The 11745-nt window shown below is 70.1% G+C and carries 14 protein-coding genes and 1 pseudogene; 8 read left to right on the plus strand and 7 right to left on the minus strand.

Annotated features, from left to right (window positions below; translation table 11 throughout):
• Positions 1–140 precede the first annotated feature (140 nt).
• From OG799_RS22745 to OG799_RS22760, 4 genes are all read right to left on the minus strand, one after another.
• On the minus strand, positions 141–446 hold the full coding sequence (locus OG799_RS22745; protein ID WP_406046375.1) for an aldehyde dehydrogenase family protein: 306 nt from the start codon (positions 444–446) through the stop codon (positions 141–143).
• Positions 447–603: 157 nt separating this feature from the next.
• A complete protein-coding gene (locus tag OG799_RS22750; RefSeq protein ID WP_406037303.1) occupies positions 604–1503 on the minus strand; it encodes a nucleotidyl transferase AbiEii/AbiGii toxin family protein in 900 nt (299 codons plus the stop codon).
• Entirely contained in the window at positions 1500–2108 is a 609-nt protein-coding gene (locus tag OG799_RS22755) for a type IV toxin-antitoxin system AbiEi family antitoxin domain-containing protein (protein WP_406037305.1), read from the minus strand. Before OG799_RS22755 ends, OG799_RS22750 begins: the two co-directional genes overlap by 4 nt.
• A gap of 332 nt (positions 2109–2440) precedes the next feature.
• The gene (locus OG799_RS22760) at positions 2441–2572 is read right to left on the minus strand and encodes a hypothetical protein (protein ID WP_406037307.1); all 132 of its coding nucleotides are present in this window, start codon (positions 2570–2572) and stop codon (positions 2441–2443) included.
• A gap of 265 nt (positions 2573–2837) precedes the next feature.
• On the opposite strand from OG799_RS22760, the gene OG799_RS22765 reads away from it, so the two are divergent.
• The 5 genes from OG799_RS22765 (at position 2838) to OG799_RS22785 (ending at position 7452) form a co-directional block, all read left to right on the plus strand.
• The gene (locus OG799_RS22765) at positions 2838–3548 is read left to right on the plus strand and encodes a YcnI family protein (protein WP_406037309.1); all 711 of its coding nucleotides are present in this window, start codon (positions 2838–2840) and stop codon (positions 3546–3548) included.
• 784 nt (positions 3549–4332) lie between these two features.
• On the plus strand, positions 4333–4977 hold the full coding sequence (locus OG799_RS22770) for a DUF1775 domain-containing protein (RefSeq protein ID WP_406037311.1): 645 nt from the start codon (positions 4333–4335) through the stop codon (positions 4975–4977).
• A 206-nt stretch (positions 4978–5183) separates the two neighbouring features.
• Complete coding sequence (locus OG799_RS22775; RefSeq protein ID WP_406037313.1) at positions 5184–5738, plus strand: sigma-70 family RNA polymerase sigma factor; 555 nt, start codon at positions 5184–5186, stop codon at positions 5736–5738.
• Positions 5739–5813: 75 nt separating this feature from the next.
• Positions 5814–6575, plus strand: coding sequence for a zf-HC2 domain-containing protein (locus OG799_RS22780; RefSeq protein ID WP_406037315.1), 762 nt, complete (start codon positions 5814–5816; stop codon positions 6573–6575).
• Positions 6576–6795: 220 nt separating this feature from the next.
• Positions 6796–7452, plus strand: a complete 657-nt coding sequence (locus OG799_RS22785) for a HupE/UreJ family protein (protein WP_406037317.1) — start codon at positions 6796–6798, stop codon at positions 7450–7452.
• A gap of 41 nt (positions 7453–7493) precedes the next feature.
• On the opposite strand, the pseudogene OG799_RS22790 reads toward OG799_RS22785, so the two are convergent.
• Positions 7494–7589 (minus strand): annotated as a pseudogene (locus tag OG799_RS22790) (hypothetical protein); the annotation flags it as partial.
• 575 nt (positions 7590–8164) lie between these two features.
• On the opposite strand from OG799_RS22790, the gene OG799_RS22795 reads away from it, so the two are divergent.
• Complete coding sequence (locus OG799_RS22795; protein WP_406037319.1) at positions 8165–9238, plus strand: sulfite oxidase; 1074 nt, start codon at positions 8165–8167, stop codon at positions 9236–9238.
• A gap of 15 nt (positions 9239–9253) precedes the next feature.
• Here the strand turns inward: OG799_RS22795 and OG799_RS22800 are convergent, their stop codons facing one another.
• A complete protein-coding gene (locus OG799_RS22800) occupies positions 9254–10174 on the minus strand; it encodes an alpha/beta hydrolase (RefSeq protein ID WP_406037321.1) in 921 nt (306 codons plus the stop codon).
• A gap of 125 nt (positions 10175–10299) precedes the next feature.
• Here OG799_RS22800 and OG799_RS22805 point away from each other — a divergent pair, with 125 nt between their 5' ends.
• Together OG799_RS22805 and OG799_RS22810 are read left to right on the plus strand one after the other, a co-directional pair.
• Complete coding sequence (locus tag OG799_RS22805; RefSeq protein WP_406037323.1) at positions 10300–10635, plus strand: winged helix-turn-helix transcriptional regulator; 336 nt, start codon at positions 10300–10302, stop codon at positions 10633–10635.
• A gap of 23 nt (positions 10636–10658) precedes the next feature.
• On the plus strand, positions 10659–11138 hold the full coding sequence (locus OG799_RS22810) for a hypothetical protein (RefSeq protein WP_406037325.1): 480 nt from the start codon (positions 10659–10661) through the stop codon (positions 11136–11138).
• On the opposite strand, the gene OG799_RS22815 is transcribed toward OG799_RS22810, so the two are convergent.
• Entirely contained in the window at positions 11130–11696 is a 567-nt protein-coding gene (locus OG799_RS22815) for a hypothetical protein (RefSeq protein ID WP_406037327.1), read from the minus strand. The two genes, OG799_RS22810 and OG799_RS22815, sit on opposite strands and share 9 nt — an antisense overlap.
• Positions 11697–11745: the final 49 nt, after the last annotated feature.

An 11745-nucleotide genomic window follows, 5' to 3' on the forward strand; every position in this document is an offset into this window, starting at 1 on the left:
CTGAACCGGTAAAACCGTCAGGGCACCTGCCGCCGGTCTGGTGGCAGGTGCCCTGACGGGCCGGCAGCCGGCCGTCCAGGGTCGCCGACGAACAGCGCCCGCTCGAATCTGCTCGCCACGGGCCGCAGCCCGTCCGACCGCTACACCTTCGCGGCGACGTACTTCGTCTCCAGGTACTCCTCGATGCCCTCGCGGCCACCCTCTCGTCCGACCCCGGACTGCTTCATTCCGCCGAACGGGGCTGCGGGGTTGGACACAATGCCTTGATTGAGGCCGACCATGCCGAACTCCAGCGCCTCAACGACCCGGATGCAACGCCGCATGTCTGAGGTGTACACGTACGCGGCGAGGCCGTACTGCGTGGAGTTGGCGATCGCCTGACCGCGCCGGTCCGGCCGGCCGCCGAGGGCTCGGTCGGCGCCACCGCCCTGTTCGACCCTGACCAGCGGCGGGTGACCGGGATCCTGCTGGCCCGGGCGATCCGGCGGGCGTCAGCGGCGGCCTGCCCGACCGGGTAGTTCGCCGCCTGCCGGGGACCAGGTCCGCACCATCTCGGGGTCGCCCAGGCTCACCGCCGATGGCTGGACGGCCACCCCGCGTTGGTCACATAGCAGTCCAGCCCTGGGCCGTCGCGTTCCAGGTCCGCCCGTGGGAGATCCCGGCCAAGGCAGGGTCGGCGAGCGTGAACACCTGCTGCAGCACCGCGCCGAAGTCCAGAGGGAGACGATCGTCGAGGCGGTGCTTACGCCGCCAGGCCACCCACCGTGACTGCGCCCGCTCCGCATAGCCGTCGAGCGCCTGACTGAGCGGCGCAAGCGTGACCTCGCGATATTCTGCCACCCGCTGCACCGCCGCCGCCAGCTCGCCGCCGTCGACATCGTGCCGACTGGACAGCAGGTAAACGTCGGCGAAGTCGCGCCAGCGGGTGTTCGCCTCGCCCCGCTGCAACGCGGTCACCAACTTTTCCGCGTACACCATGGGGAGCGGATAGCCGGCCACCTCGATCTCCCCGTCGAGCAGGCGCGGCAGCTTGATCGGCTGCGGATCGGGCCAGATCGGGTCGCCGACGTTGACGTCGACATGGAAGGTCAGCCGCGCGACGGAGAGACTGCCGGTAAGGCTGACGCGCACTCCGGCGTACACGTCGTCGTCCCGGATCGTCTCCGCGCTCGCGCCCGCCGCATCGAAGACCAGGCCGTCATCGAGGTGCAGGGACGCGACGCCGCGAACGATGCCGACCACCTGCTCCGTTTCATTCGAGATCCATCGACCCTGAAGGTCTACGTCGCGGGTGGGCCGGCGGGCAGCGTAGGCGGCCAGCAGCACTCCGCCCTTGAGCACGAGCTTGTCGGCGTACGAGGACTGGGCCAGACGGGCAAGGAAGCCCTCCAGGGCATAGAACTGGTGCAGCTCGTCCGTGGGTCGACCGGCGCGGCGGGCGAGGTTCTGGAGGTCGAGGTAGGCGCGGCCAGCGACGGTGGCCCGCGTCGGACGTGCGGTCACAGCAGGATCTCCAATGCCTCTCGGAGCGGGCGCTCGGCTCGGGGAAACTGCCGAGCCATCCTCAGCAGTTTCGCCGGTGAGGCGTTGCCCCGTCGCAGCCAGCGCCGTAGCGCCGCGTACGCCAGATCCGGCCCCTCTCGATGCCGCAGACGAACCGCGTCGATGATGCTGCGTTCGGCGCTGTAGAGCCCGATTGAGGTGTCCGGGTCGAGTTGCAGCTCCGTGCGGCCGATCTCGAACGTGGCCGGGTCGAACCAGTGCCAGGCGACCGGGGCGGTAGTGGCCGGTCGATGCCGCCCACGAGGCAGCGCGGCGTCGATACGGGAGGGGATCTCGTCGGTGAGGCCGTGCCGAGCCAGTGCGGTGGTCAGGCACAGGGTGGCTGACGGGGCGCGGTGGGCGACCTCGATGAGATCAATATCCGCCCCGTCGGCGTCGTGGCGCCGGTAGAGCCCCCGGCCGACAGGTTCGATGATCCCTTGATCGCGCAGCTGATAGAGCTGCCATTCAGAGAGGCCCGCTTCAAGGGCTTGGGAGTAGCTGAAGGTGGCTGGGAGAATGCCCAACGGCGCGCTCTCAGTCTCCGACCTGTCCGCTGACCCCACAGGGAAACTCTACACACATTGCGGCCATCTGTAGCGGATTTCCTTGGAGACCAAGCCACGCTGGTAAGCGGCCGCCCGTTCCCCTACCCGGACCCGCGCTTGCGAAGGGGAAGAGCCCGATCACAGGGAATCGAGGACGACTGGTCCAGACCGGGGCTCCGGTCATCACCTGGCCAGGATGCCCGGGATCGGTCAAGATCGGCGGTCATGGCCCAGACGACGGCTGACCGCGCCGAGTGCGGCGAACTACCCGACGAAATCCTTGCCGTGGCGAGCGGCTGGCCGACCTGATCGGCGGCTGCCCACCGCCAGGCATCGATGGCCAACAAACTCTAGACCAGGTTCGGACCCTCGGGCACCGAGTCGACCGGCGCGGCCAGCATCAGGGCGACAGGCCGGCGTAGCACCGGCCCACCCGGCGACGTCTCCCACCGCCAGGCCGGGCTCAACCCCTCCAGCCCCATCCGTCCAGACCGCGAGCGCCGCTCATGTGCGTCCCTCCCCCGCACCACCGTCGGGCAGCGGGAGGGGACCCGGGGCGCAGATCAGGCACAACGAATGCGTGGGAGCCGCGCATTACGAGTCGATCTCTGGCTGCTGCTACCCCGCCGACTGTTCCAGGGCGGGCGCGGAACTTTTGGCGGGCACGCAGCGACTATCTCTTACGTCCGCACGGACCACCGCGAAACCCGCAAGTCGGGCGCTGAAAGGGAAAGGACCCACCCACCGATGCTTCGTACCCACGTCCTGCGAGCCGGGGCTGCCGCCGCCGGGGCCGTCACTGCCATCCTCGCGTTTGCCGGCCCCGCTTTCGCGCACGTCACCGTCAACCCGAAGGAGGCGACGCAGGGCGGCTACACCAAGGTCACCTTCCGCGTGCCGAACGAGAAGGACAACGCCAACACCACCAAGGTCGAGGTGAACCTTCCCACCAGCACGCCGATCGCGTCCGTGTCGCTGAAGCCGCTGGCCGGATGGACCGCACAGACCGAGACGTCCAAGCTCGCCACGCCGATCAAGACCGACGACGGGGAGATCACCGAGGCGATTACGAAGATCACGTGGACCGCGGACGCCAACGCGGCGATCAAGCCGGGCCAGTTCCAGGAGTTCGACGTCTCCCTCGGCCCGCTGCCGGAGGCCGATCAGGTCGTGTTCAAGGCCCTGCAGACCTACTCCGACGGTGACGTGGTGCGCTGGATCGATGAGCCGAGCAACGGCGCTGAGCCGGAGCACCCGGCTCCGGTGCTGAAGCTGGCGAAAAAGGGTGCCGCCACGCCCGCCGCGGCCCCCGTTGCCGTAGCCAACACCGCTGACAGCAGCGACGGCGAATCCGCCAATGGGACAGCTATCGGATTCGGCGTTGGCGGTCTCGTCCTGGGCCTCGCCGGGCTGGCCGCCGGTCTGCTCGCCTACCGCAAGGCCAGCCGGGCCGGCTGACCACGCTGTCCGACCTATCGGCGAGGCAGCCCGCCGCAAGCAAAGAGGGTCCGCTACGGGGACGTGCTGTAGATCCGTCGCGAAAGCTACAGAGGTTCGAATCCTCTACTACCCGCCAGCAGGTGCGAGAACGGCCCCTGACCAGCAGAAATGCAGGTCAGGGGCCGCTCGGCTCTGTCCCACGGAGTCCCGTCGCTGCCAACCGTGACGCATTGACTTCCTCCACCGCCATGAATGGCGGGGATTCCCTCCGCGCTGCGCGCGGAACGCGCAACGCCCGGGTGGGTTCCTGCTTCACCGCGATCAGCCGGAGCATGCTCCGGTCTTACGTCCGCTCCACAGGCGTTTTCCGTCTCCGCATGCCCTGCGGCGACGTCTGATGCGGCGGGCTCCAGCTTGGTTATCGCTGGAGCCCGCCGAGATTTTACCACGGTCAATGGCACGCTCGGGGCCTGGCGGCCCCTCCCGCGCGGGCCTTCACCCCCGCCCTGAAGGGCGGAGCACTGGCCCGCATCTTGGTAGCTGGAGGTGCATCGGGGGCGCCTCGGCTTGCTGGACCCTTCCCGGGCACCAGGGGCCCCTTTTCTCACCAAACGAAAGATTTGGTAGCAGTCGGGGTAAATTCGGCTGGACGGCCGGAACCAATCGCCTCAGGGGAAGCGACTTACCGATAGCTGCTTGGCGTCTGGTTCACCGGCTGCGGCCCAGGGTCGCCTGTCGTAGAGAGGAGGTGCGCGTGCGTATCGCAGGGCCAGCTAGGCGCGTTCGTGTCGCCCTGGCCGCCGTGGCTGGCGTCGCCACCGCCCTCGTGCTCGCCGCACCCGCCTTCGCCCACGTCCAGGTCCAGGCCGACAAGCCCCAGGCTGGGGCCCGTGATGTGACCATCACGTTCACCGGCGAGGCCGAGTCCCCCCGCGCCGGCATCAAGTCAGAACGAGTGGTCCTCCCACCCGGGATCGGGCCCGAAGACGTCCGACTGGCCAAGGCGCCGACCGACTGGAAGCTGTCCCGCAATCCCGACGGGTTCACCGTGGCCGGGCCCGCGCTGAAGGTCGGCCAGGACGCCGTGTGGGCCGTCACGATCGCGCAGTTGCCGTCCAACGCCACCGAGCCGCCGTTCAAGACCTTGGAAACCTACAGCGACGGAACGGTGGCCCGGTGGATCGAAATCCCTGAAGCTGGTAAGCCCGAGCCCGACAACCCCGCCCCGGTCCTCAAAGTCAAACCAGCCGCCGCGGTACCGACCAGCGCGTCGCCGACCGCCACGAGCGCAGCTCCCGCCCCCAGCTCGGCCGCGCCGAACGCGACCCACCGCCCAACCGCCAACACAACCGGCGGCAAGGCGCTCTGGATTTCGCTCATCGCGGTCGCCGTCGTGGTGGCCGCCATCGTCGCGTCCGTCCGGTGGCGACGTCGGTCAAGGAGGTAGTACGGCTACGCCCCGTCGGGCGGGCGGTGAACTGGTCCTCACACTCACCGCAGACGAATCGATCAAGGTACAGACGGGCCGCTCTGCGGGTACTACTGTGACAATGGTCAACATCAATCCACTACGTTCTGTCGTAGTGGAAGATCGTGGCGGGCGGCGGACCGCATCGGGTACCGCGCGGGCAGGCGACCGGACCGGAGGTTGTGATGGCGGCAGGCGAGGACGAGCAGGTCACGGCGTGGGCACTGGCTGCGGGCCGCGGGGACCAGCAGGCGCTGGCGGCGTTCGTGCGGGCGACCCAGCACCAGACCTGGCGGTTCCTGCACCATCTGCTCGGTTCGCCGGACACCGATGATCTGGTGCAGGAGACCTACCTGCGCGCGCTGCGCAGTCTGCCGCGGTTCGCGGGTCGGTCGTCGGCGCGGACGTGGTTGTTCAGCATCGCCCGGCGGGTGGCCGCTGACCACCTGCGCTCGGCGGCGACGCGTCCCCGAACGACTCCGCTTCAGGACTGGGAGCCGCCGGCCGGTGGTGGCCGGTTCGAGGACGAGGTCGTGTTGGGCCGGTTGCTGCTGGGGCTGTCGCCGGAGCGGCGGGAGGCGTTCATCGCCACGCAGATTCTCGGGCTGTCGTACGCGGAGGCGGCGCAGGTGTGTGGGTGCCCGGTCGGGACGATCCGTTCCCGGGTCGCCCGGGCCCGCGAGGACCTGGTCGCCGCGGTTGGGGGTCAGCGCGACCGGCGGGCGGGCCGCGCCGGCTGAGGGCGGCGGGTACAAGTGTCCGACGCATCCGGCCGCGTCGGGAACCAGGTAGGGGCGGTAAGCGACTATTGGTATATGCGGTGTGAGCAGTGGCGGGAGATCCTGTCGGCCCAGCTTGACGGTGAGGAGACGCCGGCCGAGCGGGCCGGGGTCGAAGAGCATCTGGACTCGTGTGAGAGTTGCCGACGGTGGTTGGATGCGGCGGCCGCGGTGACCCGGCGGGCCCGCACGCAGGTCGTGACGTCGCTGCCCGATCTGACCGATGCGATCCTCGCGGCCGCACCGCCGCAGGTCCGCCGGTCGCGATGGCGGCCCACGGTGGCGTGGCGTCGTCGGCTGGCGGCCGGGCTGCGTGGTGGGCTGGGCCTGCTCGGCGCCGTGCAACTTGTGCTGGGACTTGCTCAGGTCGGCATGGGAACGGTCACCGATCACCTGCACTCCGGGCAGCACCTGTGGCACGAGTCCGCGGCGTGGAACGTCGCGGTCGGGGCAGGCTTCCTGCTCGTGGCGCTGCGGCGGACCCCGCCCGCCGGTTTGCTGCCGATGCTCAGTGTCTTCGTCGCGACCCTGGTGCTGCTCTCGGTGAACGACCTGATCACCGCTCAGGTCGATGTGACTCGGCTGGTCAGTCACGGCTTCCTGCTGGGTGGCTACCTGATCACCGTGCTGCTGTCCCGTCCCGGCCTGCGGCCCGGCGGCCCACCGCCGCAACAGGGTCAGCCGCAGCCGTCCCGATGGCGCGCCCAACTCGACGACACCGAACAGCCAACGGTCCCGCTGCGGCTGCTGCCGCCGCAGCCATACTCAGCGCAGGCCGTACACCGTCGCGCCGCGTGACAACCCACGGTCGTGCATCTGCCGCCCCGCGCGTCCGGCGGCGAATCGGGCAAAATCGGGCCATATGACAGACTTCAGGGGAACTAGACGCGGCTGCGCAGCGACTGATTGAGGACATGGCAGGTCTGCGGCCTGCGGAAAAGAGGAGTGGACCCGGATGCCGGCTGCGGCGCGACGAGGTGCGGTCATCGCGACCGCCCTGGTGAGCACGATGCTGGTCTTGCCGCAAGCCGCTTGGGCACATTCCGCCGGCGGGCCGACCGACACGGTCGGCGGGTTCGTCTGGCTGGGCAACACCCACATGCTCGCCAGCTGGGATCACCTGCTCTTCGTCGGCGGCATCCTGCTCCTTGCCGGCGAGATGCGGCGCGCGGCCAAGCTGATCTCGCTGTTCGCGCTCGGGCACAGCATCACCCTGTTCACCGCCACGGTCGCCGACTGGCAGGTCAACCCAGTCCTCGTGGAGATGATTGTGGCGTCGAGCCTGGTGTTCATCGGAGTGGTCGGCCTGCGGGGCCGACCGAAGGACTGGACGTGGTTCGCGGCGGCGGTGCTCGCCTTCGGGCTCGTGCACGGCCTGGGCCTGTCGACCCGGCTGCAGGCGATCGGGCTGCCCTCCGACGGGATGATCCCCCGGGAGCTGGCCTTCAACATCGGTGTGGAGATCGGCCAGCTCGTCGCGCTGCTCGGTATGTTCATGCTCGGTGACGTGCTCAGCCATTACATCCCAAGGCTGCGGAACCCGCGTCTGTCCCACGGCGCCCTGGTCGCAGCCGGTGTGGTCACCGCGGCGGCGCTGACCCTCACCTCCGGCGGCCAAGCGCTCCGAACCTCGATAAGATCGACATCTGCCATCTCTGCGTCATGGCGTCGATAAAGACCCCGGCCGACAGGTTCGATGACGCCTTCATCGCGCAACCGGTACAGCCGCCGCCTCGACAGGCCGGCTTCGAGCGCCTGAGAGTAGCTGAAGGTTGCGGGTAGGCCCTGCAACCACCTGCTCTCGGCGTTCATCTCATCCGGTGCGGCCACGGGAGAAATCCCATACACCCCGCCGCAATGTGTGGCGGATTTCTCCCGCTTCGGCGAGCCGCCGGTCGAGGGACGCAAGTCGCGGCGACGATGAACGTCCGGCGCCTACGAACGAGGCGAGGAAGACTGGGGCAACCCGGACGAGCTGGACCGCCGCCCACCCATGGTGCAGTACCTGGCGCAGGGGGCCCGTCAGGCCATCGAGGACGCGTACACGGTCGCCACCGAGGCCGCCAAGACCGTGGCGGCGGCCTGGACTGGGATCGGGCGCCGGACGACTACAAGCACATCGACTGGCTCTACGGAGGCTGATTCCGGCCGCTGCGGTGGGGCGCACGGCCAGGGTGAACAAGCCCTGGCCGTGCCGCCAGCCACGCTTGCTCCCTCGAGGTCGACCGCCGCGAGAATTGCCGAAACCGGGCGCTGGCCTGCGGGAACGGGCACTAGCGTAGGCGTGGAAGGGGAGCTACGCGCCCCCGGCGAACGTGCAGCAGAGCGCAACCTCGCACGCCACGATGTGCAGCAGCCGAAGGAACACCAGGAGGAAAGCCGAGGGCATGTGGGGGAAGCGGGACGACATGGTCGTCCACCAGACGGAGCCGTTCAACGCCGAGCCACCGCCGGCCGCGCTGGCCGGGCCGCTGACCCTGGCCGACGCCTTCTACAGCCGCAACCATGGATCGATACCGCAGATCGACCGGTCGACCTGGCGACTGCGTGTCGATGGCCTGGTCCACCGGGAGCTGGACCTGGTCCTGGCCGATCTGCAGGAGCGGTTTCAGCCCCGTACCGAGGTGGCCACGCTCGCGTGCGCGGGTAACCGGCGGGCCGGGCTGATGGCGGTACGGGACATCCCGGGCCAGACCCCGTGGGGGCCCGCCGCTATCTCGACGGCCGAATGGACCGGCGTGCGCCTCGCCGACGTGCTCGCCGCGGCCGGACCCACCCCCGGCGCGGCGCACATCGCCTTCACCGCTCCGGACGTCTCCCAGGTCGCGGATCCGCCACAGCCGTTCGGCGGCTCCATCCCGTTACGGAAAGCCCTCTCCGACGAGGTGCTACTGGCCTGGTCGATGAACGGGCAGCCACTGCCCGCGGCGCACGGCGGGCCGGTCCGCGTCGTGGTGCCCGGCTACATCGGCGCCCGCAGCGTCAAATGGGTGCAGAGCATCACCGCCCTGGCACAGCCGTCGGACAACTACTTCCAGGCGGCGGACTACCGACTGCTGCCGCCCGACGCCGACCCCACCCGGCCTGGGCAGGGCTTCGCGCTCGGCCCGGTGGCCCTGACCTCCGCGATCCTCTCCCCCGACGATGGCGCCAGCATGGCCGCCGGCCCCACCGACGTCGCCGGCTACGCCTTCACCGGTGACGGCCGGGCCGTCGTCCGCGTCGATGTCTCACCCGACGGAGGGCAGACCTGGATCCAGGCCTCCATCGACGACGCGGCCGGCCGGTGGGCGTGGCAGCAATGGCACGCCACCCTGGACCTCCCGTCCGGTTGCAGGGAGATCACCGCCCGGGCGTGGGACGACGCCGGCGAGTCGCAGCCCGAGTCCCCCGCCACCGTGTGGAACCCCATGGGTTACGGCAACAACTCCTGGCCCCGCGTACAGGTCGATGTGCGCTGACCTGCTCTGGCGTGGTCAGAGATGCCGGTGCAGGAAGGCGGCTGCCGCGCTCGCCGCGTCGGTGACGTACGGTTCGGTGTCGTAGAGGTCGATGTGCTGGGCGGCGTCGAGCCAGACGATCTCCTTCTCGCCGGCGGCCCGGTGGTGCAGCTCGGCGGCGAGTTCGGGCGCGCAGTAGGCGTCGACCTTGCCATGCACCACCAGCAGCGGGGTCGCGGCGAGCAGCGGGGCCGCGCCGAGCGCGTCGAACGTCATCAGCGTGTGCAGTGAGCCCCGGGTGACCTGGTTGACCCAGTGCGGTGAGGCGGACCGGCTCGTGCCGTAGTAGGCGTACGGCTCGTCACCGCCCATCGCCGCCTCCGCGCCGCCGGGCGCGACGGCGGGGAGAAGCTCGTCGTACGCGTCGAGGAGCCCGGCGAGCGCCGAGCGGTAGTTGTCGATTCCCATCCGCTCGGCGAACCAGGCCGGGCTGTTGTAGCCGCCGGCGATGCCGACGACCGCCTTCACCCGGGGGTTTTCCGCCGCCGCCCGTACCGCGTAGCCGCCGCCGAGACAGACGCCGACCAGTCCGATCCGGTTCGGATCCACCTCGGGCCGGGACCGTAGCGCCTCGACGGCAGCCCGCAGGTCGGCGAGCTTGCCCTGGCTGTCCTCGTGTCCCCGGCGACCGCCGCTCTCGCCGAAGCCGCGATGGTCGAAGGCGAGCGTGACGAAGCCGGCCCGGGCGAGCCGTTCGGCGTACCCCCCGGCGACCTGGTCCTTGACGCCGGTGAACGCCCCGGTGAGGGCGACCGCCGGCGCCGGCCCGGCGACGGGCGGCAGCCGCAGCTCGCCGACCAGGTCGATGCCGTCGCTGGCAAAGGTGACGCGTTCGGTGTCGGAGGCAGCCGGCTGGTCGGGTCCGGCACCCGGGTCGGCGGTGCGGGCAAGGCTCATCTTCTGGTCCTCAGCCTCGGCGAATTAGGGTTGGTCCTGACGGTAGGCGGCGGGGCCGGCACGGACCAGAAGGCACTGTGGAGTGCCCATGCCGAGGCAGCGGTGCCGAACGACCGGGAGGTTCGATGGTTCTCGTCATTCCCGACGTACTCGAGGAGAGCTGCTCGACCCGGCAGGCGCTGGAGCGGTTCGCGGCTAAGTGGCGGGTCCTGCTGATCTACGCGCTGCTGGCCGGGCCACAGCGGCACGCCGAGCTGCGCCGCCGCCTGCCGGGTATCAGCCAGAAGGTGCTGACCGAGACGTTGCGCGGGATGGCGGCCGACGGGCTCGTACGGCGCCGGGTGGTCAAGGCGAGCGCGCCGCAGCACGTCGAGTACGAGCTGACCGACCTCGGGCACACGCTCGAGAAACCGCTCGCGGCGATCTGCGACTGGGCGATCAGCCAGCAGCCTTCTCATTGACTGCTCCCGGCGCGTAGCCGCGCGTGTGTCCTATCCGGAGCATCGCCACGCCCGTCCCCCTTGCCAGCTCAACCGCCCACGATCACGATGTAGAGGCTCGCTGCGGCGAGGACGTTAATCCCCATTTCGTCTATCGGGCACAGGTCCTGGTCCCGGGGCCCGAGCCGCTCCGGGAGGACTTCGCCTCGCAGAAGGAGTTCGACGCCGCACTGCGGGACTGGTGGCGGCGCGGCGTCGAGATCGAGGATGATCCGGCGGCAACCCAGGGTGCGCTCTTCCTGGACGACCGGGGTTGCGGCTTCGCGACGCTGCTGGTGGTGAGCGGGCCGACGCGCGGCAGCATGTGGTTCGACGACCGGTGCGTCGACGGCGGGCTCCGACCGGTGCTGGATGACGCGGGCGAGCGGGTGGGATTCGCCCACTGGTACCGGCGGTTCCTGGCCCAGCGCTACCCGGTCGCGGGGAAGACCGAGGACGGCGAACGCTGGTCCGCTTCAGGGTGATCCGTCGGCCACGTTCCAAGCCGCCGGCAGCTGCGCTTCGCAGACCGCGCAGGTGAAATCGTCGTCGCGGACCACGTTGCGCTCCTGGCAGCGCAGGCAGCGCCGGAAGACGACGGCTGCGGTGAAGCCGTGCGGGCGGGCGATCCGGGCAGGGTCGAGAGCGGCCGCCACCGCCAGCCACGAGGTGAGATCGGGGCAGTAGCCGGTGGACTGGTTGCTGACCTCGGTCACTGCCCAGCGGCCCTGGTGGAGGACGAAGGCGATCTCCCCCGCGCCGAGCACCTCTCCACCTCCGGCGCAGGCGACGTGCTCGCTGCGCCGGGGCGCGAGCCGCAGGACACCCTGGACGTCGACCACGTATGTGACGGGCTCGTCACGGTCGCGCCGGTCGACGGCGGCGAGCCAGCTCTCCAGGTCGTCCCGGGACCAGATCGGCCGCCCCTCGGGCGCGTCCCCGGCGCGCACCTCCTCCGGTCCCACGTACCGGTACCGCCACCCCGCCGCCACCACGACGGCGACCCTACGCCGCCGCCGGCCGGCGGACGGATCCCCGGTCACCGTGAGAATTGCCGGAACGGGCGCTGGCCTGCGGGAACGGGCACTAGCG

The organism is Micromonospora sp. NBC_00898 (assembly GCF_045207895.1).
Taxonomy (GTDB): domain Bacteria; phylum Actinomycetota; class Actinomycetes; order Mycobacteriales; family Micromonosporaceae; genus Micromonospora.